Origin of the sequence: Paenibacillus artemisiicola (genome assembly GCF_017652985.1) — a bacterium.
Lineage (GTDB): Bacteria > Bacillota > Bacilli > Paenibacillales > Paenibacillaceae > Paenibacillus_Z > Paenibacillus_Z artemisiicola.
In genome coordinates this window covers 28,997-55,528 of sequence record NZ_JAGGDJ010000002.1, presented here as the reverse complement: position 1 = coordinate 55,528, position 26,532 = coordinate 28,997, and the positions used below count along the sequence as shown (strand labels likewise).

At 64.5% G+C, this 26,532-nt stretch carries 28 protein-coding genes; 1 reads left to right on the top strand and 27 read right to left on the bottom strand.

Features of this window, described 5'->3' with window-relative positions; all coding sequences use genetic code 11:
• Positions 1–262: 262 nt before the first annotated feature.
• From I8J29_RS03540 to I8J29_RS03480, 13 genes are all read right to left on the bottom strand, one after another.
• Positions 263–1,525, bottom strand: coding sequence for an erythromycin esterase family protein (locus tag I8J29_RS03540; protein WP_208846300.1), 1,263 nt, complete (start codon positions 1,523–1,525; stop codon positions 263–265).
• A gap of 211 nt (positions 1,526–1,736) precedes the next feature.
• Entirely contained in the window at positions 1,737–2,807 is a 1,071-nt protein-coding gene (gene asd, locus I8J29_RS03535) for an aspartate-semialdehyde dehydrogenase (protein WP_208846299.1), read from the bottom strand.
• A gap of 484 nt (positions 2,808–3,291) precedes the next feature.
• Entirely contained in the window at positions 3,292–4,086 is a 795-nt protein-coding gene (locus tag I8J29_RS03530; RefSeq protein WP_208846298.1) for an endonuclease/exonuclease/phosphatase family protein, read from the bottom strand.
• Positions 4,087–4,242: 156 nt separating this feature from the next.
• On the bottom strand, positions 4,243–5,007 hold the full coding sequence (locus tag I8J29_RS03525) for an SDR family oxidoreductase (protein WP_208846297.1): 765 nt from the start codon (positions 5,005–5,007) through the stop codon (positions 4,243–4,245).
• Between the two features lie 158 nt (positions 5,008–5,165).
• On the bottom strand, positions 5,166–5,483 hold the full coding sequence (locus I8J29_RS03520) for a MocE family 2Fe-2S type ferredoxin (RefSeq protein ID WP_208846296.1): 318 nt from the start codon (positions 5,481–5,483) through the stop codon (positions 5,166–5,168).
• Positions 5,483–6,586 carry a fatty acid desaturase family protein gene (locus tag I8J29_RS03515; RefSeq protein ID WP_208846295.1) on the bottom strand — a complete coding sequence of 368 codons (1,104 nt, stop codon included), beginning with the start codon at positions 6,584–6,586 and terminating at the stop codon, positions 5,483–5,485. Before I8J29_RS03515 ends, I8J29_RS03520 begins: the two co-directional genes overlap by 1 nt.
• A 70-nt stretch (positions 6,587–6,656) precedes the next feature.
• On the bottom strand, positions 6,657–7,682 hold the full coding sequence (locus I8J29_RS03510) for a LacI family DNA-binding transcriptional regulator (protein ID WP_208846294.1): 1,026 nt from the start codon (positions 7,680–7,682) through the stop codon (positions 6,657–6,659).
• 169 nt (positions 7,683–7,851) lie between these two features.
• Entirely contained in the window at positions 7,852–8,754 is a 903-nt protein-coding gene (locus I8J29_RS03505; protein WP_208846293.1) for a sugar phosphate isomerase/epimerase family protein, read from the bottom strand.
• A 22-nt stretch (positions 8,755–8,776) separates the two neighbouring features.
• Positions 8,777–9,880, bottom strand: a complete 1,104-nt coding sequence (locus I8J29_RS03500) for a Gfo/Idh/MocA family protein (protein ID WP_208846292.1) — start codon at positions 9,878–9,880, stop codon at positions 8,777–8,779.
• Between the two features lie 21 nt (positions 9,881–9,901).
• Entirely contained in the window at positions 9,902–10,894 is a 993-nt protein-coding gene (locus tag I8J29_RS03495; RefSeq protein ID WP_208846291.1) for an aldose 1-epimerase, read from the bottom strand.
• 219 nt (positions 10,895–11,113) lie between these two features.
• Complete coding sequence (locus tag I8J29_RS03490) at positions 11,114–11,566, bottom strand: hypothetical protein (RefSeq protein ID WP_208846290.1); 453 nt, start codon at positions 11,564–11,566, stop codon at positions 11,114–11,116.
• Between the two features lie 211 nt (positions 11,567–11,777).
• On the bottom strand, positions 11,778–13,037 hold the full coding sequence (locus tag I8J29_RS03485) for a hypothetical protein (protein ID WP_208846289.1): 1,260 nt from the start codon (positions 13,035–13,037) through the stop codon (positions 11,778–11,780).
• A 46-nt stretch (positions 13,038–13,083) separates the two neighbouring features.
• Positions 13,084–14,577 carry a PAS domain-containing sensor histidine kinase gene (locus I8J29_RS03480; protein ID WP_208846288.1) on the bottom strand — a complete coding sequence of 498 codons (1,494 nt, stop codon included), beginning with the start codon at positions 14,575–14,577 and terminating at the stop codon, positions 13,084–13,086.
• A 461-nt stretch (positions 14,578–15,038) separates the two neighbouring features.
• Here I8J29_RS03480 and I8J29_RS03475 point away from each other — a divergent pair, with 461 nt between their 5' ends.
• Positions 15,039–16,562, top strand: a complete 1,524-nt coding sequence (locus I8J29_RS03475) for a glycosyltransferase family 4 protein (protein ID WP_208846287.1) — start codon at positions 15,039–15,041, stop codon at positions 16,560–16,562.
• A 158-nt stretch (positions 16,563–16,720) separates the two neighbouring features.
• Here I8J29_RS03475 and I8J29_RS03470 read toward each other — a convergent pair whose 3' ends face one another.
• From I8J29_RS03470 to I8J29_RS03400, 14 genes are all read right to left on the bottom strand, one after another.
• Entirely contained in the window at positions 16,721–17,725 is a 1,005-nt protein-coding gene (locus I8J29_RS03470) for a Gfo/Idh/MocA family protein (RefSeq protein WP_208846286.1), read from the bottom strand.
• 107 nt (positions 17,726–17,832) lie between these two features.
• A complete protein-coding gene (locus I8J29_RS03465) occupies positions 17,833–18,672 on the bottom strand; it encodes a helix-turn-helix transcriptional regulator (RefSeq protein ID WP_208846285.1) in 840 nt (279 codons plus the stop codon).
• Between the two features lie 364 nt (positions 18,673–19,036).
• On the bottom strand, positions 19,037–19,855 hold the full coding sequence (locus I8J29_RS03460) for a class I SAM-dependent methyltransferase (RefSeq protein ID WP_208846284.1): 819 nt from the start codon (positions 19,853–19,855) through the stop codon (positions 19,037–19,039).
• 24 nt (positions 19,856–19,879) lie between these two features.
• Positions 19,880–20,605, bottom strand: coding sequence for a hypothetical protein (locus I8J29_RS03455; RefSeq protein ID WP_208846283.1), 726 nt, complete (start codon positions 20,603–20,605; stop codon positions 19,880–19,882).
• On the bottom strand, positions 20,602–21,618 hold the full coding sequence (locus I8J29_RS34385) for a tetratricopeptide repeat protein (RefSeq protein WP_338113027.1): 1,017 nt from the start codon (positions 21,616–21,618) through the stop codon (positions 20,602–20,604). Before I8J29_RS34385 ends, I8J29_RS03455 begins: the two co-directional genes overlap by 4 nt.
• 102 nt (positions 21,619–21,720) lie before the next feature.
• Positions 21,721–22,266 carry a GrpB family protein gene (locus tag I8J29_RS03440; protein ID WP_208846282.1) on the bottom strand — a complete coding sequence of 182 codons (546 nt, stop codon included), beginning with the start codon at positions 22,264–22,266 and terminating at the stop codon, positions 21,721–21,723.
• Complete coding sequence (locus I8J29_RS03435) at positions 22,263–22,508, bottom strand: hypothetical protein (protein ID WP_090637413.1); 246 nt, start codon at positions 22,506–22,508, stop codon at positions 22,263–22,265. The genes I8J29_RS03440 and I8J29_RS03435 overlap by 4 nt, the downstream gene beginning before the upstream one ends.
• A gap of 184 nt (positions 22,509–22,692) precedes the next feature.
• The gene (locus tag I8J29_RS03430; RefSeq protein WP_276316240.1) at positions 22,693–23,211 is read right to left on the bottom strand and encodes an NUDIX hydrolase; all 519 of its coding nucleotides are present in this window, start codon (positions 23,209–23,211) and stop codon (positions 22,693–22,695) included.
• Between the two features lie 70 nt (positions 23,212–23,281).
• Complete coding sequence (locus tag I8J29_RS03425) at positions 23,282–23,575, bottom strand: hypothetical protein (RefSeq protein WP_208846281.1); 294 nt, start codon at positions 23,573–23,575, stop codon at positions 23,282–23,284.
• Between the two features lie 139 nt (positions 23,576–23,714).
• A complete protein-coding gene (locus I8J29_RS03420; protein WP_208846280.1) occupies positions 23,715–23,876 on the bottom strand; it encodes a hypothetical protein in 162 nt (53 codons plus the stop codon).
• Positions 23,877–23,903: 27 nt separating this feature from the next.
• Positions 23,904–24,713 carry a phosphotransferase family protein gene (locus I8J29_RS03415; RefSeq protein ID WP_208846279.1) on the bottom strand — a complete coding sequence of 270 codons (810 nt, stop codon included), beginning with the start codon at positions 24,711–24,713 and terminating at the stop codon, positions 23,904–23,906.
• Positions 24,714–24,939: 226 nt separating this feature from the next.
• On the bottom strand, positions 24,940–25,164 hold the full coding sequence (locus I8J29_RS03410) for a helix-hairpin-helix domain-containing protein (protein WP_240545879.1): 225 nt from the start codon (positions 25,162–25,164) through the stop codon (positions 24,940–24,942).
• Between the two features lie 103 nt (positions 25,165–25,267).
• On the bottom strand, positions 25,268–25,567 hold the full coding sequence (locus tag I8J29_RS03405) for a hypothetical protein (protein ID WP_208846278.1): 300 nt from the start codon (positions 25,565–25,567) through the stop codon (positions 25,268–25,270).
• Positions 25,568–25,701: 134 nt separating this feature from the next.
• Positions 25,702–26,364 carry a TVP38/TMEM64 family protein gene (locus I8J29_RS03400; protein ID WP_208846277.1) on the bottom strand — a complete coding sequence of 221 codons (663 nt, stop codon included), beginning with the start codon at positions 26,362–26,364 and terminating at the stop codon, positions 25,702–25,704.
• Between the last annotated feature and the right edge of the window lie 168 nt (positions 26,365–26,532).

Below are 26,532 nucleotides of genomic sequence, written 5' to 3'. Positions count from 1 at the left end.
ATCCTGTAATAACGAACCTCTATTGTACGACGATCCTGTAATAACGAACCTCTATTGTACGACGATCCTGTAATAACGAACCTCTATTATACATGAAATCCGTCGTTCGGTGTCCGAATCCGGCGAAATCTTGCCGGCGCGGCGCAAACCGGTCGGACGCCAGCCGAAAAAAGCCCGCGCCACGCGCGGGCTCCCGGCATTCGGAACGTGAACGGATACCAACGCGTCAAAACCCATGCCCCGCTTGCGCCTGCGGCCGCCGCTACCGATAGGCCCGTTCCGCGGACAGCGGAGACAGCGCCCGGGTCCGATCGAAATAAATAAAGGCGTCGTAGCGCTTCGGTATCACGGTCGGCACATAATTGCCGCGTTCTCTCGACGGACGATACACGACGCCGATCGCCCGATGGCCGAGCTCGGTCTCGTCGAGCGCGGTCGCGGCGCCGCCGAAGAGCAGCAGCTTGTCCGACGCGCCGCTTCGATGCAGCCGTTCCTCCCAACTGCCGGCGATCGCTAGCGGAACGGCCATCTCCTCCGCCGGCGCACCCCAATCCTTCCCCGCGATAACCGTGCCGCCATAGCTGCCGTAGCCGACCGCGAACACGGCGTCCCCGCGCTTCTCGCGCAGCAGCTGGCCGACGTTGACCATCCCGTCCGCGGCCATGTCGGTCGCGCGCGCGTCGCCGACGTGCGTGTTATGCGCCCAGACGACCGCCCGGGCGCCGGGTCCGTGGAACGCGGTCAAGCGCTCCAGCGCTTCGACCATGTGGCGGTCCCGCACGTTCCACGATTCCGCGTCATGCCGGATCATCGTGCGGTAGTACGCTTCCGCGCCCCGGACGGCGAGCGCGTTCATCTCCGCCGCAAGCGCTCCTTCGCGGTCGCCCGCAGCCGCGTCCTTCCACTCGTCCTGCAGGCGGCGGAGCAGCTCCACGACCTCGTCTTCGCAGCCTTCGCCGTAGAGGGCGGCCGCCGCGCCGTACCGCTGCTCGTCTTCCCCGTGGGGCTCGAAGCAGGCAAAGGCGCGCTTGGCGGCCTCCAAATCCGAACCGGGCCGCGTCTCCAGGTAACGCAGAATCGCGTCCATCGACTCCCACAGGCTGTACACGTCGATCCCGTAGAAGCCGGCCTTGTCCGCTTCCGCCCGTCCGGCATTGTAGGCGCGAAGCCAGTCGGCGAGCTCGGCGATATCCCGGTTCGCCCACATCCACGCCGGCCAGCGTTCGAAATCGCGAAGCGCGGAACGGGCGTCCGCGCCGCCCTCCGGATGGCCTTTGACGTAGCGGTTCAACGTGAAGCAGGACGGCCAATCGCCCTCGACGGCGACGAAGCGGAAGCCATGCTCGGCAATGAGCCGCTTCGTCAGCGCGGCCCTGTCGGCATAATAATCGGTCGTGCCGTGGGACGCTTCTCCCAGCAGCACGTAATCGGCCCGGCTCGCCAGGGCCAGCAGCTCCCGCGCGTCGTCCGGTCCCCGGTACGGTTTCGCCAGCTTGCCGATCGCCTTCAGCACGGCATCTTCCATGTTCCCAATCCTTTCGCTTGCGACTTGCTGAGATCAGAAGGAGTTTGCGCGAAAAGGATGCGGGCTATGCGGAAACGCGGTCGTAGGCGCGGGACGATGGGCGGGTCAAATGAGCAGACGCGTGCACGGGACGAATAAGCGGAACGAATAAGCGGGACGAAAGCCGCCGGCAATCATCGGACTGCGAGCCGGCGGCCCTTCGTCGTACGGGCTACCCGAGCAGTCCCCGCGTCAGCATCGACTCGGCGAGCAGCACCGCGCCCTTGCCGGCGCCCAGCTTCGTGTTGTGGGAGACGAGGACGTACTTCACGCCGCCGAGCACCGGTTCGTCCTCCAAGCGTCCCATGCTCGTCGTCATCCCGCCGCCGAGCTCGCGGTCGAGGCGCGGCTGCGGGCGGAACGGGTCGTCGAACAGCCGGATGAGCCGGTCGGGCGCCGAATGCAGCGCGCTGCCGGCGAACGGATTGTACCGTTCGATCGCGTCCTTGATCTCAGCCAGCTCCGCTTGCCGCTTCAAACCGACGAACACCGACTCCGTGTGGCCGTCCGAGACGTTCGCGCGCGTACAGATGCAGTTGACGTCGATTGCCGCGGGCGAGATGCCGTCTACGTCGTAATCGCCGAGAATCTTCAACAGCTCCCGGCGCACCTTGCCCTCCTCGTTCGGAATGTACGGGATGATATTGTCCAGAATGTCCATCCCCCGCACCCCCGGGCTGCGCCCGGCGCCGCTCAGCGACTGCATCGAGACCATGAGCACGCTGCGGATGCCGAATAGCGCGTGCAGCGGCTTCAGCGTGACGGCGAGCCCGGTCACCGTGCAGTTCGGCACGGGCAGCACGAACCCTTGCCAGCCCCGTTCCCGCTGCTGCCTGCGGATCAATTCCGCATGGTCGTCGTTGACGCCCGCGATGAGCAGCGGCGTATCGTCGAAATACCGGAAGGCGGAAGCCGTCGAGAAGGTCGGCGTCGTCCGCGCGAACCACGGTTCCAGCTCCTGCGCGAGCTCCGATTCGATCGCCGTGAAGATCACGTCGACCGCCTCCGGGCGGAACGTCTTCGAGGACGTCACGGGAACGTCCAGCATATCGTCCGGTACCGGCGCTTGCTGAACCCACCGGGAAGCGCCGTTCGCTTCCCGCAGCGCTTCCCGGTACGTGCCGGCCGTCCGGGACGTCACCATTTGAACCACTTCGAAATTCGGATGCCGGGTCAAAGCCTGCACGAACTGCTGACCCGCCATGCCCGTCGCGCCGACGACGGCCGCTTTCAATCTTGTCATCGCTCTCACTCCTCGTTTTGTTAATCCCGCACCGCATGCTTGCCGCGCGCTCCCGAGCGGTCTTCGGATAATCCGCCCATACAAAAAAATCCCGCCCCCAAGACTATCGTAGTCTCAGGGACGAGATTGCTATGCTCGCGGTACCACCCGGATTCGCGGATTCGTCGCCTCCTCCGCCTCTTCGGGTACGGCATCTCCGCATGGCGGGACGCGATACCCTAGCTCTGTAACAGGAGCGCCTGTCGCGCCATCCCCCGAAAGGTTCCCGCGCGCTGCTCGGAGGCTTTCTTCGGCCAGGCGCGGCTTCGCTCCTTTTCAGCTGCCGGAGCTCTCTGCGGAAGCGCTGCTTGGCGTACTCTTCTCGTCGTCGCATGTCGATGTTAGCCAAGAGATTACCAGAGAACCGGGACGGTGTAAAGCGAAATGTTCGTTCCTTCGGCAGCCGGTCCGCCCGCGCGGTTCGATGGCGTCCGCGTCCGCGCGCCTACGCCCGCGGCGCGATGCGCGCGATAACGGGATAATGGTCCGACGGGTAACGGCCGTCAACGATGCCGCGGTCTACCTGCACGGCGGATACCGTTAGCTGCGCGTTGACGAACAGGTAATCGATCGGCTCCCCTTCCGTGCCGCCCCGAAAGTCGTGGAACGTGCGGCCGGGCGCTGCGTCCAGCGCGGCGTACGCGTCGGTCAGCTCCGAGCGGTCGCCGTCGATGTCGGTCTGTCCGCGAAGGAACCGGATGACGCGGTCGCCCGGCTCGGCATTGAAGTCGCCCATGAGAATCGCCGGGCGATCCTGCCCCTCGCGCGCCATGCTCCGCAGCACGAGCCGCATGCCCTGCTCCCGCGCCTGTTCCCCGATATGGTCGAGATGCGTGTTGTATACGGCGATCTCGCGTTCCGGCGACCCGGCGGCGCGGAAACGGCCCCATGTGCAGATGCGCGGCAGCGAGCTGTCCCAGCTCACGCTGCCCGCTTGCTCCGGCGTCTCGGACAGCCAGAATTGCCCCTGCTCGAGGAGGTCGAAGTCGGCCCTGCGGTAGAAGATCGCGCAGTGCTCGTCCTCCGTCCCGCCGCCGCGGCCCTCGCCGATCCAAGCGTAATCCGGCAGGAGCGCGTTCAGCTCCTCCAGCATGTGCAGGAACCCTTCCTGGATGCCGAACAGACTCGGCGCGTGCGCCCGAATCGTTGCCGCCGCCGCTCCGATACGGTTCGGCCAAGCGTTATCCCCGTCGTTCGCCGAGGAGTTCCTAAGGTTAAACGTCATCACGGTCCATGTCATTGCAAATCCCCTCCGGTTAGGTGCTGTCAAACCCGCCATTATTCTAACATGGAACCCCTTACAAGGATAGGGCTTGGCCGCAACTCTGTCGCCCTCGCCCCGCGATGCCGGGAGTTTCGCCGCCATCGGCGGAACCGGAGGCTTGCTGCCTCCGTCTTACAGATGCGAGCCGCCGCTGGCGTCGATCAGCTGCCCGGTAACCCACCGGCTGTCCGGCGACGCCAGGAACGCGACGACGTCCGCGACGTCCTCCGGCTGCCCCCATCGGCCGAACGCGGCGTAGCCGGCGCCGAACCGCTCGGCCTCGGGATCCTGCAGCATCCCGGCGTTCATGTCGGTCGCGACGAAGCCGGGCTGCACGGCATTGATCGTAATGCCGCGCGGCGCGAGCTGATTGGCCAGCGCGAGCGTGAGCGCGTTGACGGCTCCCTTCGTCATGCTGTACGCCGGGACGGCCGGCAAGGAAATGCGCGTGGCCGCGGACGACAGATTGACGATGCGGCCCTCGTTCCGAAGCCGCGGCAGCGCTTGCCGAATCAGGAAGAACGGCGCTTTCGCGTTCACCGCCATCAGCTCGTCGAAGGCGGTTTCCGTCGTATCGTCGATGGCGGCCGGCAGGCCGATGCCCGCGTTGTTGACGAGGATGTCGAACCGGACGTCGTCCGTGCGCGCGGCCAACGCCTTATCCAGCGCCTCGCAAAGCCGCAGCGCCCCGTCCGCCGAACGGAGCTCGGCCCCGATCGCGAACGCCGTTCCGCCTTCCCGTTCGATCTCCCGCACGACCGCTTCCGCGCGCTCCCGGTTCCGGCCGTAGTGCACGGCCGTCAGCGCGCCTTCCTTGGCAAGCCGCAGCGCGACCGCCCGGCCGATGCCGCGGCTCGCGCCCGTCACCACGGCGATTTTACCTTCCAGTCTGTTCATGTCCCCAGCTCCTCTCGTATCGGCGGGACCTCGCCCGCCCGCTTCCAGTTATACCACGGGGCGGATTTGGAAATATTGCGCTCTCATTGCATGAAGGCCGTGCGGGCGGGACCGCATGCAAAAAAGCCGCGCGATACGCGCGGCTCCCTCCGGTTCGCTTAAAGCTGAATGAACACTTTATTCGCTTCGACCTTGACCCGGTACGTCTGCAGCTCCTTGCAAGCGGGCACGCGAACCGCGGCTCCGCTCGGGATGTCGAAACGCCCGTTATGCTTCGGGCATTCGATCAGGTTCCCCATGACGAGGCCGTCCGCCAGATGGAACCGGCCGTGCGTGCAGAAGCCGTCGGTCGCGTAATAATCGCCCTTCTCCGTCCGGTAGACCGCGAAGGTCCGCTCGGCGAGGTCGAAGCGGATCACGTCTTCGACGTCGATCTCGCCCGCCTCGCATACTTCCACCCATTCTCCGTTTGTCATTACGCTTCGCTCCTTGTGAGATCGTCCGCTTCCGGTACGCGCTCGGGGCCGTACCGGTACGGCTGCGCCGTGACCGGCAGCGGCTTCACGACGACGTACGCCGGGTCGCGCTTCTGCTTGCGCAGCGCGGCGAACACTTCCGTTAGCGCGGCCCGGAAGCTCGGACGCGCCTGCGGGCAGTCGTGCTTCATCGCGTCGTGCAGCTTCGGCAGCGCGTGGAACGGCACCATCGGAAACATGTGATGCTCGACGTGGTAATTCATGTTCCAGTACAAGTAACGGAAGATCCGGTTCATATAGATCGTCCGCGTGTTCAGCCGGTGGTCCAGCACGTCCTCGTAGAGCCCGAGATGCTGCGTGATGCCGAACAGAAGCACCAGCAGGCCGCCGTAGAACGACGGCAGGACGATATACATCGCCGGCAGGATGCTCCCCGTGAACAAGCAGGCGGCGATGACGGCGAGGAAGATCAGCAGGTAGACGCGGGCTTCGCGGAACGCCTTCGGATACTCGGATGCCGGAATGTAGTCCTTCTCCTGCGCTTCCATCCGGCCGACGGCGTGCAGCGCGAACCGTTTGATTTCGATCGGGCCGCCGTAGAGATGGAACAGCTGCATGTACAGGATCTTCCAAATCGGCGGCCTCGGCGTAATGATCTCCGGGTCCCGGCCGACGATGATCGTATCGGTATGATGGCGGGCGTGGCTCCAGCGCCATGGCGTGGCGGACCGGAGCACGCAGAACGAGGCGATATGGTAGACGACGTCGTTCATCCACGGCGTCTTGAACGCGGTGCCGTGCCCGCATTCATGCCATCTCGAATCGCCGGGCGTCGCGTAGAGCAGACCGTAGAGGAAGAACGCCGGAACCGCCCACCACGTCCCCCAGGATAGATAGCCGAGGTAGCCCAGCACGATCAGGCCGCCGAACCAGATCAGCGTATCCCGGATCGCCGGGCCGTCCTTCCGCTTCATCAGTTCCTTCATCTTCGCGCGCGGAATCGCCGTCGCGTACCATTCCGCGGATGCGAGTCCCTTCTCCTCCGCCCGCTTGCTCTCGATGCCCTGCAAGCCGTAATCCCTACGCTGCACGACAACAGCCATCGTGTACGCCTCCTTTTTTCGTAGCCATACTTCATGTGCCCGGGCACGGACATGCCCAAAAAAGAAAGCCTTACAGGCTTTCGGGAATATAAATGTGCGTCTCCGTAAAATGGTGCTCCGCCTCGGGCTGCTTGCCGGAAAACACGTGGTCGAACAAGATCCGCAGCGATAAGTAGCCCTGCCGTTCCGGGTTCTGGACGATCGTAAAATCGATGATCCGCTCGCGCAGCCCCTGCTCCGCCGCCGGCAGCAGGTCGTTGCAGACCACGCGAATCCGGCCTTCCCTTCCGTGCCGCTTGATGGCGTCGACGCAGGCGGCGACGTCTCCGGTCGCCATATAGATGCCGGCAAGGTCCGGGTGCTCGGCGAGGACGCGGTCCAGCCGTTCGAACGTATCGGCGTAGCGGTCGAAGCCTTCGATCACGGCCACCGCTTCCAGCCGGCTGCCCCCTTCGGCGAGTCCCTGCCGGAAGCCTTCGACGCGCGAGCGATGGGCATGGAACTTCAGGCTGCCCGTAACGATGACGACCTTCGCTTCCTCCCGCAGCACGCGGTTCATGAGCCCGGCCGCGACGAGGCCGCTCTTGCGCAGGTCCTGGCCGACGAAGCAGAGCCGCTTGCTCCCCTCGACGTCCGAATTGAACGTGACGACGGGGACGCCGCGTTCCGCGGCGAAGTCGATGCTTGCCCGGATCAGCTCGTCGTCCATGACCGAGAACAAGATGCCGCTCGCGCCCGCCTCGACGAGCTCGCGGATCGCGGCGGCCCCTTCGTCGGGGCGTTCGTTGTCCACGTAGCGGTAATCGAGGCGGACGCCGAGATCCTTCAGCTCCTCGGCGGCGGCGCCGATGCCGCTGCGGATGAATTCGAAGAATTGGATGTCCTTCGGCGGCATCACGATGCCGAATACGATCGGTTTCTTCTGATAAGCCAGCGCCTTGGCGGCCAAATTCGGGACATAGTGCAATTCGTTCGCGATCTCGAGGATCCGGTCGCGGACATTCGGCTTGACGCCTGGCCTGCCGTTCAGCACCCGGTCCACCGTGCCCCGCGAGACGCCCGCTCTTCGTGCGATTTCCCTGATGGTTACGGTCATGATTCGCTCCTAATCCTGGTAGTGTGCTCGGGCACATTTCTCATTATAGAGCGAATCGCCGGCGCTCACAAGCCTATTTTGCGGTCAAGCCTTCCTGTTCGGAGACTTCTATCGGATACGCGGCGAGCCATGGCGCGGCTAACCGGCTCATGCCGGCGCGAATGCCGCGCTAGACGCCTGCCTGCTTGAGCTTCCCGTCGAGGAACGCTTTCGCGCGCGGAATGTCCGCCTCGTCCAGATGCTCGATGATGATCGGGATGTTCGGGTGCAGCTTCGCCAGCCGCTGCAGGTACAGATCGTAGTTCAGGTCGCCGAGCCCCGGCGCGGGCAGCTCGACGGCGCCGGCGCCGCGGAACGAGTGGGATTCCGAGGCGTCGATGGCGGCATGCTTCTCGCCGGTGTCCTCGGCCCGCTTGCAGTCTTTGGCGTGCGCGATTTTGATGCGATCCCCCAGCGTGTTGAAGATGCGGTTCAGCGTCTCGTCGACCCGGTCGATGTTGTCGTCGGTGAAATAATTCGTCGGGTCCATGAGCAGGCCGAGGCCCGGATGGTTCACGTCCGCGAACAGGCGCGCGACTTGGTCGACGGAGCCGATGACGTTGTTCACGTAGTTTTCGACCAGGAATACCGCGCCGTGGTCATAGGCGAATTTGGCCAATTCCTCGAGCTGCCGGCACGTCTCCTCGTACGCCTCCTCGGTGCCGTTGCGGGGATCCCACACCCAGTCGCTTTCGGTATTGAACGTGCCCGTCTCGCTGACGACGTAGGGGCTGCCGAGCTCGCGGGCGAACTCCAGGATCTTCTTCACGCCCTGCACGTTCTGCCGGCGCTTGGCCGGGTCGGCATGGATGAGGTTCGTATAGCCGGAGATGCAGACGATCGGCAGATTGGCGTCGCGGAACGCGTCGCGGATCACTCGGCATTTGTCCCGCGTCAGCGATTCCGGGGCCAAGTCCATGTCCTTGAAGGCCAAGTCGAGCTGCACGCAGGAGAAGCCGTCCTTCTTGATGCGCGCGATCGACTCCTGCAGCGTGTACGGATAATACGCGTTGAAAATGCCCACTGAAAGCATGAAGCATAACCTCCCGTAACGGTTAGTGTTCGCCGAGCGCGTCGGCGAACCGGATCGTCCTTCCTTCGGCGATCGACCGGTAGCAAGCGTCGACCGCGGCCATCGTGCGCAAATTGTCCCGCCCGCCGATTTCCGGCTCGGTGCAGGTCTCGACGGCTCGCAGCAGCTGCGCCATCGTGCCTTGGAACGCGTCCGGGAACCAGACGCGGTCCCAGCGCGGGCGAATCCATTCGTTCGGCGCTTGGCGGGTCGTGAACGCCAAGGTGCTCGGGCAGCGCTCCGGGTATGCCGGCCAGCCGATCGTCCCCGCGGCCATGCCGTCCAGCCCCTCGACGCGCCATTTGATGTACAGGTCCTTCTCCGTGCCTTCGCCCGGCCATGCCCAAACGTCGTCGAGGCTCGTCGCCATCAGCTCGCCGGCGTACCCGAACGTATACTGCGTGATGCCGTCGAGATGCGGGAACGCCGTGCGCGGATCGCGGCGCGCCACCGCCGTGACGGTCTCCGGGTCTCCGAACAGGTAGCGGAACGCGTCGATGTGATGAATGCCCATGTTGAGCAGCTCGATGCGGTCGTACTGTTCCAGAAACGGCTGCCAGTGCGGAATGGCCCGCATCTCGATCGTCGCGAGTACCGGCTCGCCCAGGAGGCCGCGGTCGAGAATCGCTTTCAGGGCGCGGATCGACTGGTCGTAGCGCATGTTGGAGTTGACCGCGAGCTTGATGCCCGCCTCTTCGCACAGCGCCACGATTTCGCGGGCTTCGCGCGTGTTCATCGCCAGCGGCTTTTGGCACAGAATCCCCCGGATATGGGGCTGCTTGACGGCTTCCCGCACGATCTCCAGCTGCCGGTCCGGCGGGAAAGCGACGTCGAGGATTTCGATGTCCGGATCCCGGACGAGCTCCTCCCACGCGCGGTGCACCTTGGGTATGCCGCGCAGCTCGGCGGCGGCCCGCGCGTTCCCGTACGTGCGGGAGGCGATGGCGACCGGGTTGAAGCCGGCGTCGCGGTAGGCGACCAGATGGCAGTCGCGCATGATGAAGCCCGAACCGATGCAGCCGATCCGGTAATCCATTCGCTTCGGCAGCTCCGGCGCGATGATCGATTCGAAATCGATAGGTTCCATGCGATCTTCCTCCTTCGCGTCTTACGTTTGGCGGTCTTCGATCCAAATGTCCGTCTCGAGGCGTCGTTCCTCGCCCGCGGGAAGGCCCTGCGCTCCCGTCAGCTCATGCTCGTAAGGCAGATTGAAGGCGTCCGTCACGTACGTGTAGGGCTCGATCGAAAACGCATCGTCCCAATCCGGACGGAACAGCAGCACGAACCGGAACGCGCGGTCGAGTCGGTACGCGATCGAGTAGCCGGCATCGCCGAGCGCGATGCGGCAGACCGGGTCGGCCTGCGGGTCGAGCGTCAGCATCGCGCAGCCGAGCGGCGGAATCTCCGCGAGCGGCGCGCCGCCTTCGCCGGCGACGGCACGGCTGAACGCGGTGGCGGACGGCCTGCCGGTCGCGAACGACAAATTCGTGATCGGCCATTGTTCCCGGGCCGGCACGTTAAGCGCCGCGCCGGCGGCGCCGTCTTCCGGGACCGCGAAGTACGGGTGCAGCCCGTAGGCGAACGGAGCCTCGTCCGTTCCCTCGTTCCGGATGACGCTCTCCATGCGCAGCCGGCCGTCCCGCAGCCGGTACGTGACCGTAAAGGTCAGCGCATGCGGAAAATAAGCCAGAATATCGGGGTGGTCCGCGTACCGGAACCGGCTGGTCGCCCATGCCCCCTCGGCTTCGTCGGCGCCGAAGCCGACGATCTCCCACGCGCGGCGGCACAGCTCGCCGTGTAGGTGATGGTCGGGCGGCTCGTTGAGCGGAAGCCGGTAATCGCGGCCGCGGAACGCGAAGCGGCCGTCCCGGATCCGGTTCGGCGGCGACAGCACGGGCGTGCCGTACCTCGATCCGGCCTCGTCCCGAAGCGTCCGGAGCGGGACCGGCGTCCGGATCGCGTCGCGGCCGCCGCTCGCGAAGGCGAACAGGTTATTGCCCGCATCCGGAAGCAGCCTCGCTTCGGAGCCGGTCCCCGCGTCCGTCAGCACGACGACGGACATGCCGTCCTCGTCGCGCAACGCCGCTGCGTATCGATGCATGCGACTTCCTCCCTTTACGTTAGCATTGCGTTGAACCGCCTTCTGATAGCGGTTACATTAATTTCGTGCTCGGGCACATAGATTATATAACGGACTTTGGATTCGTACAATAGCGTTTTTCGATGCGGCCGGCATACGAAAACCCCGCCGGACGTCGAGCCGTCCGGCGGGGTTGCGGGCATGACGATATAGGGATACGGGCTGCTGAAGCAACATCCATCATTTCGCCATGCGGCGCATGAACCGGCGATGCCATCTCGCGAACAACAGCGCGCAAGCATAGAAGCACGCCGAATACGCCAAGTGCCAATGCATATAAACGATAAACCGAACGTGAACCAACAGCGCTTCGAGCAGAACGGCAAAAACCAGCCATGCCGCGGCATAGATCAAAAACCGTCGCCTGCTCTCCGGCATGAAGTTCACGTACAGGATTCCGAAGGACGGCCCCAGCACGAGCTCGAGTACGTGCACCCAAAGCTGAATGCCGGGACCGTTGATTTCGTAGAGCTTGAAGTACAGACATAAGATGATATCGACGCTCAAGTTAATCGCCGCGACCGTGAACCACGTCGCGTAAATTTCGAGCCCGGACATCCGCTTCGGCATAAACCAGATAATCAGCAGGTTGATCGCGGCAACCGCGCCAGGAACTGCCCATACCAACGACATCGCCTAATTTCCGTCCATTTTCTTAGCCAGTATTGCCCAAGCGCCGGGCGGTTCATACTTGCCGTTCATGATAGACATCACACCGCCGACGCCCCCGGTTCGCCAAGCCGCCTCTCAGCGTTCGCGCAGCGAAAAAAGCAAGTCCTTCACAAGGACTTGCCCGCTGAAAAGCCCGTTGCGCTAAACGGTTGCCATCGCGTCGGCCGAAGCTTCAGGACGGCTCGCGCTCGAGATCGCCGATCATGTTCGCGAGGCGGCCCGCGAGCTTCACGATATCCGCATAAGCGGCGGCGGTCAGCTTCTGCCGTTCGGCGACGGCCTTCTGCCTCGCGGCCCGCGCCGCCGGCCCCGCGTCGTAGCCGTCCTCGCCGTCCTCGTCGGCCGCATGGGCGCCGCCCTCGGCTGCCGCCAGCCGGCCGATCGGCCGGCCTTCCGCCAGCAGCGACCGCATGTCGGCGACGTCCCCGGGATGCAGCTCCCGCCGGGCTCCCTTCAGCGGATTGCTGGCGTCCAGCCGCGCCGCGAGTTCCGCCAACTCCGCGTAATCGTCGGCGGTGACGGGGGATGGCTGCTCGTAGCCGCCGTCCTGCTCCAGCGCGGCCTCCAAGCGGGCATGCAGCTCACGGAGCGCCTGCAGCATCTCGTCCCGGTCCAGCCCCGGGTCGGTGTCCAGCTCCGTCAACACGTCAACGGTCGTTTCCTCGTCGATGCTCGCCTTGTAGACGGTCCGCCGCTCGATGACCGCCTCGGCGGCCGCGGGCAGTACGGGCAGCGCCGCCTCCGGCCGGATGTACCGGCGCCGGAGCTCGGCGGACAACTTGCCGGCATAGCTGCGCCCGTCGTCTCCCTCCAAGCGGAACGTCCGACCCGCCGCGTTCAGCCCGGTCAAGCTGCCGCGGACCGGGACGAAGACGGACGTCGTCTCCGTCGCGTCGATATAGGCGCTCACCTCGCGCAGCAGGCGCGCGTCCGCTTCCACGGCGCGGCGGCCGCCGGCCGGCGTCGCCCACTCGAAGACGACCGGCGCATCCGGCTGCGCCAGCACGGCCGCAAGCCCGCCGAAGGCCAGCACGGCCGGCGCGCGCAGCTCCCGCAGCCGCGCCCGCAAAGCATCGGTCACGCCGCCGCCGGCCGCTTGCATGAGGTCGAACAACCGGCCGGCGGCTCCGGTCGCGGCCGTGACGCCGAACAAATCCGCCGTGCCCGCCGACGCCAGCCGGACCGCGTTCGAGGCGCGAGCCGTCACGACGAGCGCGTTGTCCCGGCGAATCGCCGCGGCGGCGGTCTTCGTCCCGGCCGTCCAACGAACGTCGAGCGACGCGAGGACGACCTGCAGCGCGGCGGCCGGATCCCCGTCCCCCTGCGCGCCGAACGCCGCCGCGCCGCCGTCCGTCCGCGCGTACAGGCCGATGACGTCGCGGCCGGTCTCGGCCGCTTCCGCATCGGCCGTTTTCCAATCATGCCGTTCCAAGTCGGATTCACCTCAAAGCCATTCCATAATCGCGGGCCGCGGCCCGTTATAGCTCGCTCGCTTCAACCCTGCCCGGCTCGGCCGGAAACGCAATGACGGCTTCCGTGCCGAAGGAATCGGCATGCAGCGTCAGCTCGCCGCCCATCTCCAGCACGATCTGCCGCGAAATGAACAGACCGAGCCCGTTGCCCGAAGGCTTCGTCGTGAAAAACGGCATGAACAGCTTCTCCAGCACGTCCGGGGGAATGCCCGGCCCGGAGTCCTTGACGACGATCGACGCCTTGCGGCCGTCCCGCTTGACGGCCAGCGCGAGCGTGCCTCCGCTGCCCATCGCTTCAAGGCCGTTTTTGCACAAATTCAATATGACCTGCTTCAACTGCGCGCCGTTCGCTAGGAGGCAGGCATCGTCGCCAGTCAGCCCGGTTAGGTCCAACTGCGTGTTTTGCATGTTCGCGTCGACGTAGATAAGCGGCAGTACTTCCTGCAGGAGCGCCGAGGCGCTCAGCCGGGCGACGGAGCTCTCCTTCGGCTTGCGCAGCCGCAGCATTTCGCTGACGAGGTCGTTGATGCGGGCGAGTTCCGACAGGATAAGCGGAATGTAGGATTGACCGCCGAGTCCCTGCGCTTTCAGCTGCTCCCCGAGCAGTTGCACGAAGCCGCTCACGGCCGTCAGCGGGTTGCGGATCTCGTGGGCGGCGCCGGCCGCCAGCTGGCCGAGCGCGGCGTTCAGCTCGGAGACGCGCAGCATTTTCTCCATGTTTTTGCGCTCCGTGATGTCGACGGCCGATCCGAAAATGCCCGTAATCGTGCCGTGCTCGCGGCTCGGGCTCAACGTTTTGTATAAAATCCGCCCCATCAGCTCGAATTCGAGGCTGACGGTCTCGCCCCGCCATACCCGCTCGTAAAGATCGCCTTCCTTCTCCATGCGCCCCGGGAAGAGCTCGCGCACCGTCCGGCCGTAACTGTTCGCCGTCGTGTAGCCGAATTCTTCCGCGATTCGGCCTTCGGCAAGCACGTAATAAAACTCGTTGTCCGCGCGGCGCTTCATCTTGATGACCAAGGCGTCCATGGAGCGGATCGTCTGCAGCAGCTCTTCTTGCACGGACTCGTACCGGTAGTTCTCGATCGCGGTCACTTTCGTGATGTCCCGGCCGACGGTCAAATTGCAATGGACGCCGTCGATCGTCACCGTCTCGACGGATAGAATGAACGTCAGCGTCCGGCCGTATTTGTCGCGCAAATTCAGCACCAGATCCTCGACGCAGCCGTTTGCCGCTAGCTTCGCCTTGAAGGCATCGCGCGGCGCGGCGCCGTCCCACGCGCGCAGATCGAACACGGTCATGCCGTTCAGCTCGTCCGAACCGTAGCCAAGCCTTTCGGTAAACGATCGGTTCGCATAAATGATTTCGCCGTTATCGAAAGCCGTCACGCAAATGAATTCCGACTTCATGTTAAAAAAACGGTTCAGCAGCAAATGCAGCAGCTGCGGATTTTTTTGATGGAACAGCTCGTGCTCGAATGTCTCCCGGAATTCCCCCATGCCTGCCCCCAACTTCCCGTATCGTGTCCCTTGGTGTCATTATAAACGCTGGGCGGTTTTCGGCAAAGTGGCGTATTTTGACTTCCGGTATCCGTTATCGGCTTGCGGCGCCGCCGAGCATAAAGGCACGATGTGCGCCGCGATGGTCAATGCGGTCTTCCGGGCGGCTTCGATCATCGCGTCGCAATGGGCATCGCCCCGCCCGTATTCGGGAATCGGCAATGCCGTTCCCGGTTCAACGCCTCCTTCGGCCGCCGCGCGTATCCGCCCCCGTCTCGCGGCGCCGGCGTCCGCCGTTACATCGTCATTCTCTCCTATCCTTCTCTTTCGGCGGCCCGCCTTCCTGCCTGGGGGCGAAAGATCGGGCACCGGCGCGGCTCGCCGCCCTCGACAACGCGTTAGCTCCGTCATAGAATACCCCAGCAAGCCTGCTTGATCATTTCGCCAATCGGAGGTGCGCCGTGAAGAAGAATCGGACCCTGCAGCGTTCGTCCAGGGTCAAACGGAGCAAACCGGCCGCCGCTCGCAAGTCGGGCAAGAAGTCCGGGCGCGGCGCCGCCCGGTCGATGAAGCAAGCGCGGAAATCGCGCCGGCCCGCGCTCGCGGGACGTTCCCGCAGCCGCGCGGCAGGCGGGCCGTCCGCTCGCCGCAATGCCGAATCCGCCAACGAGAGCGCCGTCTCGCTCCGGGCTCCGGCGCTGCAGCTGCCCGAAGCGCGTCCGTTCGTTCCGCAGCCGCCGAATGCGCGCATGCTGTCGGGCGAGCGGCTGTCGATCCTGTACGTCGTCCATGCTTTCTACCCGGATGCGTATACCGGCACGGAAAAATTCGTCTTGAACCTCGCGCGCGGCATGATGCAGCGCGGGCACCGCGTGACAGTCGCGACGTACGGCGACCGGCTCCCGGAGGACGCCGCGGATGCGGACGGCATCGCCAGCGCGTCCTACGAGTATGACGGCGTACGCGTCTTGGCCTATCGGGACGTTCGCGAAGATCCGGCCGGAACAACCGACGTCGCCGAGAACCCCCGGTTATCGGCCTGGGCGGAAGCGGTGCTGCTACGGGAGCAGCCAAGCCTCGTCCATGTCGCGCACGCGATGCGCGGCTTCGCGTTCGTGCAGGCTTCGCAACGGCTCGGCATTCCGTACGTGATGACGCTGACGGATTATTGGTCCGTCTGTCCCCGGCTCAATCTGGTCCGGGTCGACAAGCAGCTGTGCGGGGGACCCGAAGGCGGGGCGGCTTGCCAGACCCACTGTCAAATTCCGCAGGCCGGGGACCGCTTGCAGGCGATCGCTCCCCTGCTGCAAGGCGCGCGGCGCCTATTCTCGCCTTCGATGTTCCTTGCCGCTTACGTGCGGCACGTACTGCCGGATTTGACCATCGAAGCGCTGCCGCACGGCATGCGAAGCGACACGCTCGCCGCCAATGCCCGCACGTACCGGACAGGCGCGCCGCTGACGCTCGTCTACGGCGGATCGCTGAGCGAGCACAAGGGCGTGCACGTGCTCGTCCGGACGATGTCTCTCGCGCGTTCGCGCCGGCTTCGGCTCCGCATCTACGGCGACGGCAAGCCGGAGTACGAGGCCGCGCTGCGGAGACGGGCCGCCGGCGACCGGCGCATCTCGTTCCACGGCGCGTATGCCGAGTCGGATCTCCCCCGCCTCTATCAGGAGGCCGATCTCGCCGTCGTGCCCTCCGTCTGGTACGAGAATTACCCGCTCGCGCTGCATGAGGCGCTGGCATCTCATGTGCCGGTCATCGCCTCCAACGTCGGAGGCATGGCCGAGAAAATCGTCGACGGGCTGAACGGGTATACGTTCCGGGTCGGAGACGCCCGGCATTTGGCGGACCGGCTGCGCCTGCTGCTCCGCAAGCCCGGGTTGATCAACGGTCTGAAGGCGAACATCCGGGCCAATCCGCTGCCCGCGGCGGAGGAAGAGCTGGGCGCGTACGAATCCGTTTATTTCGAGCATGCGCGCTGACGGCGGCGGGATTCCGGGCAGCGATTCGGCTGCCGGATCCGGCTGGCGCGTATGAACCGTCCAGCCCCGCAAGAACCGGAACGCAAAAGAGCCGCCAAGGATGAACCTTGGCGGCTCTTATCGCGGGCATCGGCGACACAGCGCCGAGCCTGGTCGCTTCAATCGTAGGGCAGCGTCGCGCCGTCCTGTTCGGCCGACTGCGTCACGCGCTCCACGAGCCGGAGACTGGCAAGCCCTTCGGCGATCGGACACCGTTCGGGCCCTTCGCCCCGCAGCGCCGCGACGAACGCTTTCGTTTCCTCCAGATAGACGTCGCGCTCTTCGCCGAACGCCTTGCGCACCGGCTCGGAGCCCGACGTGAAGACGAACTCCGCCCGGTTCGGGCCGTCGAAATACGCGGTCAGCTTGGCGCAAATGACCGTGAACGAGCTGTTCCACTCCGACGGCACCGCGCCGTTGGACGCGCAGATCGAAGCCATCGCGCCTGACGCGAACCGCACGACCGCCGCGCTGGTGTCCTCGACGGTATAATCGGGCACCTCGCGGTGCGCCAGATTCGCCATGAAGCCGCTGATCCGCGACGGCGTACCCAGCAGATGCATCGCCATGTCGTACGTATGGATCGCTTGCTCGAACACTTGTCCCCCGGAACGGCTGCGGTCCCGCCACCACGGCGTATGCAGCGAGTTGCAGTCGTAGCGCCCGTCGAACAGCATCGGCGCCCCGGCCGTGCCGTCCGCCAGCATCCGCTTCAGCTCTTGCACCGCCGAGCCGAACCGGTTGTGATAACCGACCTGCGACGCCACGCCGGCCTGCTCGACCGCGCGCGCCATGCGGGCCGCCCTGTCCGAATCGAGCGCGATCGGCTTCTCGACGAAGACGGCGATCCCCCGCTCCGCGGCGGCTTCCGCTTGGCCGATATGGCCGTCTGGCGGCAGACAGACATACACCGCGTCGAGCTTCTCCTTCTCCAGCATGTCCGCGTACCGCCCGTATGCGGCCGCGCGGCCGCCCGCGTGCTCGGCGGCGAACGCCTCGGCCTTCGCCTGCGTCGTCCCGCAGACGGCGGTTACGTTCACGCCCGGCAGTCCGTTCAAATGCTTGGCATGCAGCCGGCCCATTCCGCCCAAGCCGATAATGCCGACTCGCAATTCTTTCCCCACGTCCCCCGCACCTCCATGCGTTTTCCCGTACTTCCCATTCATTATAGGGTGGACGAAGCAAGGCGTACACTGCATCTTTACGACGCTGACGGGCGAAAGCCCTTTCGTCAGTTATTCGATTCCTGATCGCATTCGTTGCGGTATTTGAGCGGCGAGACGCCCGTTTTGCTTTTGAAGAAGCGCGAAAAATCGTCGGCATCCTCATACCCCGTCAGCTTCGCGATCTCGGCGATCGGCCGCTTCTCCGTCTCGAGCAATTGCTTCGCTTTGCGCAGGCGAAGGTGCAGCTGCAGCTGCATCGGCGTGATGCCGAAAATGCGCTTGAATTGGTTGGAAACGTAAGTCGGGTGCATGTGGTACCGTTCCCCTAAACCGGCGAGATCGATGCGCGCTTCCGGAGCTTCCAGCAGCTCGATCAAAATCGCCGTGAACGCGTCCGCGTAGACCGCTTTCAGCCGGACCTCGGGCCGCGCGAGCGCGCTCTCGATCAAAATCGCCGCGAGCTCCTGCGCTTTGGCCCCCGCCATCAAGCTGTCCGCGAGCGACCGCGGCTGTTCCGTGCATTGCCGGTACTCGAGGAAGATCCCTTCGAACCGCTCCGGCTCGGAAAGGCGGAAGACCGGCGGAAACTGAAACCATTGCAGCGCGTCGATGCAATCCGCGATCGTAAGCATGAAATGCCAAGAGAGGAAGGTCGCCGGCTCGTCCGAATCTTTCACGAGATCGTGAAGCGCGTGCGGCGGGACAAAGAGCGCTTCTCCTTTCCGCGCGCGGTAGTCCTTGCCGCCGAAGCGAAGACGGCAGGCGCCTTCCCGAACGAAGGCGACGACGTAAAACGGCAGGACGCGCTCGCGCTGCTGAAGCTCCGTACGTCGATGTAGATCGTGCTGCAGGATTCGGAGCGAAGCTTTCTCGATCAGCTGCAGCCATGGTTGCATGCCGTTCATTGATGCCTCCTGATGAATGATGGATTGAGAATGATAACAAAATAGACTTCTTTACATTATAAGTGACATTACGAGAATAGAAAGGGGGAAATTTGTACGGAATATATCATCCACAAGAACCATATTTAGGAATTACAAGCGGATAGACGGCATATTTCTCGCCCGTATTCGACGTCGGCGGACAAAATTCTCCCTTGCTTTCCGACTGCATATTGAATCCCTATTCCGCTGTTGCTTCGAAGTCTCGTTACTCGCTCGCCTAACCTTCGTCGCCGCTCCCGGACTGCCGCAAGGAACCGAAAGCGCAAAAAAGGCGCTCCCGGGCGAACGGGAAACGCCGTATTCCTTCTTCGTCTTGCCGCGTTTAGCCGGAGTGCGGCGTTTGGCCCTTCGGACCGCCCGGATTGCGCGCCGCGAACGTTACGCAATCCGTCGCCAGGTTGACGGCCCGGCCGTTCCGTTCGATGCCGAACGCTAACGGCTTGACGGACCGCATCAGGATGTCCCACCCGGCAAAGCGGCCGTCCAACAGCGCCAACAGGTCCGGCGTCGGCAGATTGATCTCGAACATCGGCTCGAGCGGCTCCCCGCTCAGGACATCCGTCTCCGTATTGCCGGTGCCGGCGATGATGCAGACGATGCCGCCCGCCCGCGTGCCTCGGACCATGTCGCCGAGTTTCGTTTCGAGCGCCGGCCGCGAGCAGAGATGCTCCAGCGTCGAGACGGCGATGATGAAGTCGTACCCGCCCGGTTCGATCGCGAAGGCTTCGATGCTCGACAGCGCGGGCCGCAGGCGCGATTCGACGCCGTACGTCCGTCCGTATTCGGCCAAGCGGCCGATAGCCGATTCCAGCAGATCCACGCAGACGACGGCGCCTCTTCGTCCCGCCAGCTTCTCCGCGATCGGGATGCCGTTCCGGCCGACGCCGCAGCCGAGGTCGAGCACCTGCAGCTCCTCCCGGTCGTCGAACGCCGCGAGCAGCTCCATGACGGTCCGCACGGGCTTATGCAGCCAAGAGCCGGGCGCGAACAGCCGGTGATTCCGGTAGCAATCGTCGTGATATGTCTTCTCCAGTCCGCGGATCATGGCGATTCGCTCGTCATCCCGACCCGGCGCAAGCTCCGGGTCGGCATTTTCCGTCGAGACCGGACGTTTCGCCGCCTCGTGTTCATTCTTCGTCATGTCCCCGCTCCGTTCGATAGGTCATTAAGGCTGCAGCACGCCGACGAGCCCCGTTCCTCGGGTGTAGCCGCCTTGCGCCATCGCCGGATCGACGCTCCACAGCCCGGCTATGCGCAGTACGTCCTCCTCGTCCGGGAGTACGGGGTCAGCCGCTTCCGGCCCCGTAAACAAGCGGTTGTCCGTTCGTTCCTCTTCGCTTGGCTCGCCCCGATCGAACACGATTTCTCCGCGTTCGCCGGCATACGCGAAGCCGCGAACGATTACCCCGTCCACCGACCTCGCCCAGGCGTGGTAGCCGGCGACGCGGTGCGTCCCGAAATAGCACGCTTCGCCGAAGGCGCGGCTGAGCGCCTCCAGCGCCGGAAGCGGCCCCGATTGCCCGTCGACGGTCCATTCCGGCATAGCCGGATGAATGACCAGCGTCCAACCGCGGACGGGCGGCGTCACGAAGCAATAGCCGGCGTCGGCCCCGGCCAGACCGGTTCGCCAATTGGCGCGCTGCCGCCCGTTCAGGCGAAGCAGGTCGGCGACTGCCCGCGTATCCGTCGTACGGACGGCGAACCATTGGCTCTTATAGCCGAACGGGAGCGGAAAATCGGGCTCGTCCGCGAACGCGGCCGGGACGGCTTCCCCGCCGGACTTGCCGGCGGGCGGCCGCATGGCGCGCTGCCTGCGCTGGTAATGCCATAATCCGTAGATCAACGCAAAAAACAAGACGGCCGGAACGGCCGCCGCAACGATTGGACTCACGATCGGTTATCCCCTTCATGCTGCAGTTTCTTGATGAAATAATAATGCCGGTGTCCGGCCGGCGCATCCTCGATGACGGCCAGCTCGGCATAGCCGTGTCTCGCGTAAAACGCCGGCGCCTGGAACGAGAACGTATTCAGCTTCACGAACGCGCAGCCCCGCTTCCTCGCCTCGCGTTCCGCCGCCTCCAGCAGCGCGGAACCCGCGCCCCGGCCGCGATAGGCGTCATCGACCCAGAGAATGTCGACTTCGAGCCAGGTCCAGCAATAGACGCTCAAGACGCCGCCGATGATTCGGCCGTCCGCATCCCGCTGGACCAGGTTGATCTCTTCGTAGCGGTCGCGATACGCTTCCGGCAGCCGGCTCGCGTTATACGCGATCAGCCGGTCGCGGACGTAGCCGCTCTCTTCCGCCGATGCGGCCGCTTCGGGCTTCGGCAGGTTCATGGTTCGTTTCTCTTCTTCACGAAGCTCTTCCTGCACGCCGGGCCGCACGGTCAGCGTGCCCGCCGCTTCCTCCGGGCTTGCGCCCCACATGCGGTCCAGCTTGTCCGCGTAGAAGCCGATCGCCTTCCCGTACGCCGCGATGCCCGAATCCCCGCTCGTCTCCGCAAGCTGGCTCAATAAGATGGCCATCGCTTCGGCATGCCGGTTCAGGTTATGCAGCGTCATCGCCCGGAACGTCTGAAACTCCCGCCGGCCGGGATACTCCCTGACGGCTTCGTCGAACAGATCCAGCGACTGCTCGTACCGTCCCAGCGTCCGCAGCGTGCTGCCCAAACCGAGCAAGGCGCCCGCCCGGTCTTCGCCCGCCAGTCCGCAGCGAAGCGCCCGCTCGTAGTGCGGGACCGCTTCCCGTTCCAGCTCCATGACGTCGTGTACCCAAGCCAGCTGGTACCACGCTTCCGCGTTGTCGGGCTCCTCTTCGACCAATTGCTCGAGGAGCCGCTTGGCCGCCTCCGGCTCGCCTCGTTCGCGCAGCGCGATCGCGCGCTGCAAGTTCGTTTGCTTCATGCGTAATGACATCCTTCTGTCTTTGGATTCTGACTGACTTTGGCTTCTGTCTTTTGCTTCTATCTTTGGCTTCTGTCTTTGGCTGCTGTCCGATTCGGCCGCCTACATATCGGAAGCGCCCGGCCGCCATCCGGTTTGCTGGCTCCATTTGCTCGCGCTGCGCAGCATGTCCCAAATGTACGGTTCCTTCTCCTCCACATAACGGTCCCGCTCATGGCGATGCGACTTGGCGAGCGAATGCTTGATCGCGGCGTACCGCTTCGCCTCGTGCGCGTGCGCGCGGACGTAATCGCGGAACAGCAGCGACAGCTGCTCCGAGAAACTGCCGTGCTCGCGAACGTGGATATGCGTCCGGCGCATGCCCTCCGACTCGCGGTAATACCGCTTCGTCAAATCCGGATTATCGGCGCGCAGCACGTACCCGAGGCCGGTCAGCGCATCGGAAATCGCCTCGAGATCGGTTAGCCCGCGGACGGAAACTTGCACGTCGATGACCGGTTTGGCATCCAAGCCGGCGATCGACGTCGATCCGATATGGTCGATGCGAACCGCACGGTCCGCGAGCGCGCGTCTCAGGTTGGCGCCGATGTCGGCGAATTCCGACCGCCAGTTCGCGTCGAACGGCACGATGACGACGGACTCCCTCATGATTTCACCTTCTTGACGGCTGCGAACAGCACGTAGCCGATCGCCAGCAGCACGAAGCAGACGGCGAATCCGATCGCGTAGCCCGTCCAGCCGACGTTCAGCACCAGGAAATAGCTGTCGTGATATTGAAAATCGTTTTGCTGGCTTTGCATCCGGGCTTGCAGCCCCAACGCGATAAAGTAGACAAACCACGGCATGACGGCGGAAATGCCGATTCCTTTCAGCAGCAGACGCAATTTCATAGTCAATCTCCTTTCGCGGATGAACGTCAAATAAGGAAACGCCGATGCTTTGCGCCAAAACGATGATGACACTTGTTACGCTAGACGGACGGAAAGCTTGCAGCCGTTAGACGGCCCGGCGGTCTGCGGTCGAACGGCACTTCGGGGAACCGCGCTTTGGGCAAACCGCTGCCGATCGTCCGAGTCAGGCGCCGGACCCGCCGAGCCTGCGCAGCGCATGGCCCAGCCGGTACAGCTCGGCCAGCTCCAGCCGGCCGCCGTCCAGAAAACGCCGTACCGCTTCGTCGATCGGAACCGGCTCCACGAGGACCACCCGCTCGCCGTCCGGAGGGTTCAGCGGCATGCCGACCAACTCGACCTCCCCGTGCCCGACAAGCCGGCGGAACCGGGGATGCGGAATGTACGGCCGGTACGGCGCCGGCGCGCTCGAAATGCAATCGAAATAGCCGAATACTTGATAATCGGACACGAGCTCCGCGCCCAGCTCCTCCCGCAATTCCCGCCGGAGACCGTCCCGATGCGGCTCGCCTTTCTCGAGCGTGCCGCCGGGCAGCTCCCAACGGCCGTTATCCAGCCGAATCATGACCACGCGGTCGCCGATATGCGGCACGATGCTGACGTTGCTGACGAGCGACAGGTCCCCGGGATCGTCGGCTCGCACGAAGCGTCCCGTCACCGGTCCCCAATCGACCGTCCCGGACAAGGTCGGATACTGAATGGCATTCCATGCGACCAGCTCGTTCTCCTCCTTTTTTCCGTCGGCCCGCGCTCGATCACGTCCAAGCCGACGATAAGATCGCGCCCGAGGCCATAAGGATCAAGCCCATCGTCCAAGCCCGTCCCAGCCTGCGCGAGCGTTCCGACTTGTACCAGCCGTTAAACTGCAGCGCGTTACGATACAGCACGACGAACAGGGCGAAATTGCCGACGCCCCGCAATAACGACGGCCGGGGCTCGCCGAACGTCCCGAAAACGGCTCGTTCCAGCCCGTCGAGCAGGAAGAGCGTCAGGAAAAGCAAAACGACGATTCGTGCCAGTTCGAGCAGAAAAGCGGCTCCTTTAACCATGCTGACCTACCTCCTTCTCTCCCGCGCTCGACGATTGACCGGCGTTGCCGCTGCGCTTCGCTGCCGTTATCCTAGACGGCATGATGTTGAAAAGGGTTACAATTTCCGGCAGATGACCGGATGCGCGGCCATGGGCACGTCAGGAACCGTCTTCCGGTCGTCTGTCGGCCGGCTCCGCGTCGATTCCGTCCCGCTCCATCGCTTCCTTGGCCGCGTTCCGGCGCGGCAGGCGATGAAGCACCTCCGCGAGCTGAAGCACGATGACGGCCAGCAGCGCCACGACGACGATCTTGAACAACATGCCGCACTGCCCTCCTTCGGCTAGGCGCTACTCGGCGCCGATCTGCGCTTTGACCAGCCGGACGAAGGTCTGCTGCTCCGCTTCGGGCGGCCGCTCCGTCAACCGCGCGGCCGCAAGCGGCAATATCCAAGACTCCACTTCCCGCAGCTGCATGCCGGTCCGTTCCAGATATCGCGTTAAATAACCGTTGACCAAGCCTTGCCGCAGCGCGTCGACCGTGCTGACGAGCGCTTCCGGCATGCCGGGCGGAAGCGCGCCGTACCGCAGCAGCAGCATCGTCCGCGCCGCGTCGCAGGCCGGATGTCCGCTTACTCCGTTCATCCAATCCATGATCCAGGCGCGATCCCCGATCATGATATTGTCGGGATGGAAGTCGCCGTGGCACAGCTTCGCCGCGTCCGGCAGCGCGTCCAGCCTTCGCAGCGCCGCCTCCTTCTCCGCCTCCGTCAGCCGCTGCGCTTCCCGGATCCGCGCCTGCAGCGTCCCGCGCTGCGACGGAAGCCCAGGAGGCGCATCCAGCTCGTGGACGGCGGCATGCAGGTCGGCCATCTGGCGGACCAACCCGGCCGCGCGTTCGGGCCGGGCGAGCATGGCGGCGAGCATCGTTTCGCCGGCGATTCGCTCGAAAACGATGCCTTGGCGCCCGTCGATCGCCAGGCGCTCGAGCGGAAGCGGCGTGGCGATGCCGGCTTCGCGCGCGCCCCTGCCGACGCGGAACTCGTCTTCGATGAGCGGCACCGGGATCCCGGGGCGGAAGAGCTTCAGCACCGCGGACTCGCCGTAGGGGTACACCTCGGCCGTACGGCCTTGCGCGAACGGTTCCGGCAATTGGCGCATGCGTTCGCTCCTTTCTCGGTCAGAGATCGATTCCCATATGAAACGTCAGCACCGCGCGCTCGTCCGTTGTCCGTACGGTCTTCAGATCGAACGGCAGGAAGCCGCGCTTCCGGTAAAAAGCGAATACTGAAACCACGGGCTGAAATCGAACAGGTCATCGGCGGATTGCGGAAACGAGGCGATCGCGTCGAGATCGGTCTTCCGCATCGGTCTGTCCGCGAAACGGTCATGCCTCGTTCTTAAACCTCAAGCCTTTAACGGCCATCGCTTCGCGGATCAGACCGACCGCCTTCGGCCCAATGCCGTGCAAGGCTTGAAACTCGCCGGCGGACAGCTTGGCCACCTGCGCCAGGCCGGTCAAGCCCGCATTCGCCAGCGCGCGCTGCGCCGGCTTCGACAAGCCGGCCGGCAAGTCACTGCCCGGCAATCTGGCGGGTTTGGTTTCCATCATGTCATACCCCCGTTTCGTTTATCAAATCCGGCGACAGCGGCAAAAGAACCTTTCGCGATCCGCCTCATCCGCCGTTCACCTGCCCGCTTCCTGCCAAACCGGCTCATTTGTACTTCCGGTCGAATTCGGCGCTTCTTTCTTTAACTACGTCGGAATAGCGCCGAATGATCCCTATAAAAAAACGACTTTCATACACGAGGATAGCCAATCCGATCACCGCGAGACCGATCGCCAGCCCGTGCGCCCAGGCGCCGCCCGTCTCGCGCAGCGCGGCCTTGAACCGCCCGTCCGACGGCTCCCGGAACGTCATGTTCGAAGCGTAGACGGCCGCCGCAATAGCGGTCCCGACGTACAACAGAATGCCCCCGATCAGCAGGAAGCCGCCCATCAGCATGCGTTTCATCGCGTTCACCTCGCTTTGCGCGTCCCCTCCTATTATAACGGCATTCTAAATATTGGAAAACAAAAAAAGGCCGAATTGTCCAAAATTGACAACCCGCGCCTTCCTTTTTCATCCATGAATCGCGCCCGTTCGGCTCAATCGCCCCCGCCTCGCGTCCCCAATCGGGCCCAAATGCGGTTGCCGGCATAGACCGCGAGCAAAAACGCCGCATAGACGCAGACGGCCGCGATCAGCGATTTCCGGTCTCCCGCGAGCTGTCCGCCGATGAAGGCGAAGACGAGCATCGCCGGCATTTTCCCGAGCAGCGACGCTCCGGCATAGACGGCGAAGGGGATCGGCAGGGCGGCGGCGTACACGTTCACCGCCTGCTGAGGGACGACCGGCAGCAGCCGCGCCGCGACGATCGAGCGAAACGGGTAGCGCTCGACGAGCGCCGTCCACCGCTCCGTCGCGCGATGCTTGCCGAGCAGCCGCCGCGCCCGGCCGTGCAGCGCGTACCGGAACAGGCCGTACATGACCAAGGCGGCCAGCCAGGCGCCGGTCAGGCTGATCAGCGCCCCGGGAAGCGCGCCGTACAAAAATCCCATCGTGCCGATGACGACGCTGAACGGGATCACGGGCACGAACGCGAGGCCCGTCACGAGCAGCAGCATGAGCGCCGGCGAGGCGTCGCCGGACTGCATCCAAGCGAGCAGCGCCGCTCGGTTCGCCCATACGGCCGCCAGCAGCGCGAGATAAGCCGGAATAGGCAGCCAGCGCTTCCAGGCGGTCGCGACTCCGTTGGGGGATCGTTCCATGTCGGCATCTACTCCTTGCGCAAGCATGCGTGAGGAAGCCGGCTTGTCCAGCCGGCCCGCATCAGGTACCTCCCATTATAGCGCCAATCCGCGGCGGGAGAAACCGCCGGGCCGCCCGGCCCGAAGAATATGCGAGCGCGAAGGATAGATTCGCCCCGCGAGCCGCCC

What these genes read in the sequence shown, in the direction of transcription:
- I8J29_RS03500 (WP_208846292.1), bottom strand. Translation starts at nt 9,880, where the DNA reads ATGGAACCTATCGATTTCGAATCGATCATCGCGCCGGAGCTGCCGAAG.
- I8J29_RS03495 (WP_208846291.1), bottom strand. Translation starts at nt 10,894, where the DNA reads ATGCATCGATACGCAGCGGCGTTGCGCGACGAGGACGGCATGTCCGTC.
- I8J29_RS03460 (WP_208846284.1), bottom strand. Translation starts at nt 19,855, where the DNA reads ATGACGAAGAATGAACACGAGGCGGCGAAACGTCCGGTCTCGACGGAA.
- I8J29_RS03410 (WP_240545879.1), bottom strand. Translation starts at nt 25,164, where the DNA reads ATGATGGAAACCAAACCCGCCAGATTGCCGGGCAGTGACTTGCCGGCC.
- I8J29_RS03510 (WP_208846294.1), bottom strand. Translation starts at nt 7,682, where the DNA reads ATGACCGTAACCATCAGGGAAATCGCACGAAGAGCGGGCGTCTCGCGG.
- I8J29_RS03515 (WP_208846295.1), bottom strand. Translation starts at nt 6,586, where the DNA reads ATGGCTGTTGTCGTGCAGCGTAGGGATTACGGCTTGCAGGGCATCGAG.
- I8J29_RS03420 (WP_208846280.1), bottom strand. Translation starts at nt 23,876, where the DNA reads ATGTTGTTCAAGATCGTCGTCGTGGCGCTGCTGGCCGTCATCGTGCTT.
- I8J29_RS03440 (WP_208846282.1), bottom strand. Translation starts at nt 22,266, where the DNA reads ATGAGGGAGTCCGTCGTCATCGTGCCGTTCGACGCGAACTGGCGGTCG.
- I8J29_RS03405 (WP_208846278.1), bottom strand. Translation starts at nt 25,567, where the DNA reads ATGAAACGCATGCTGATGGGCGGCTTCCTGCTGATCGGGGGCATTCTG.
- I8J29_RS03505 (WP_208846293.1), bottom strand. Translation starts at nt 8,754, where the DNA reads ATGCTTTCAGTGGGCATTTTCAACGCGTATTATCCGTACACGCTGCAG.
- I8J29_RS03465 (WP_208846285.1), bottom strand. Translation starts at nt 18,672, where the DNA reads ATGAACGGCATGCAACCATGGCTGCAGCTGATCGAGAAAGCTTCGCTC.
- I8J29_RS03520 (WP_208846296.1), bottom strand. Translation starts at nt 5,483, where the DNA reads ATGACAAACGGAGAATGGGTGGAAGTATGCGAGGCGGGCGAGATCGAC.
- I8J29_RS03480 (WP_208846288.1), bottom strand. Translation starts at nt 14,577, where the DNA reads ATGGGGGAATTCCGGGAGACATTCGAGCACGAGCTGTTCCATCAAAAA.
- asd (WP_208846299.1), bottom strand. Translation starts at nt 2,807, where the DNA reads ATGACAAGATTGAAAGCGGCCGTCGTCGGCGCGACGGGCATGGCGGGT.
- I8J29_RS03435 (WP_090637413.1), bottom strand. Translation starts at nt 22,508, where the DNA reads ATGAAATTGCGTCTGCTGCTGAAAGGAATCGGCATTTCCGCCGTCATG.
- I8J29_RS03490 (WP_208846290.1), bottom strand. Translation starts at nt 11,566, where the DNA reads ATGTCGTTGGTATGGGCAGTTCCTGGCGCGGTTGCCGCGATCAACCTG.
- I8J29_RS03525 (WP_208846297.1), bottom strand. Translation starts at nt 5,007, where the DNA reads ATGAACAGACTGGAAGGTAAAATCGCCGTGGTGACGGGCGCGAGCCGC.
- I8J29_RS34385 (WP_338113027.1), bottom strand. Translation starts at nt 21,618, where the DNA reads ATGAAGCAAACGAACTTGCAGCGCGCGATCGCGCTGCGCGAACGAGGC.
- I8J29_RS03425 (WP_208846281.1), bottom strand. Translation starts at nt 23,575, where the DNA reads ATGGTTAAAGGAGCCGCTTTTCTGCTCGAACTGGCACGAATCGTCGTT.
- I8J29_RS03400 (WP_208846277.1), bottom strand. Translation starts at nt 26,364, where the DNA reads ATGGAACGATCCCCCAACGGAGTCGCGACCGCCTGGAAGCGCTGGCTG.
- I8J29_RS03540 (WP_208846300.1), bottom strand. Translation starts at nt 1,525, where the DNA reads ATGGAAGATGCCGTGCTGAAGGCGATCGGCAAGCTGGCGAAACCGTAC.
- I8J29_RS03415 (WP_208846279.1), bottom strand. Translation starts at nt 24,713, where the DNA reads ATGCGCCAATTGCCGGAACCGTTCGCGCAAGGCCGTACGGCCGAGGTG.
- I8J29_RS03530 (WP_208846298.1), bottom strand. Translation starts at nt 4,086, where the DNA reads ATGACATGGACCGTGATGACGTTTAACCTTAGGAACTCCTCGGCGAAC.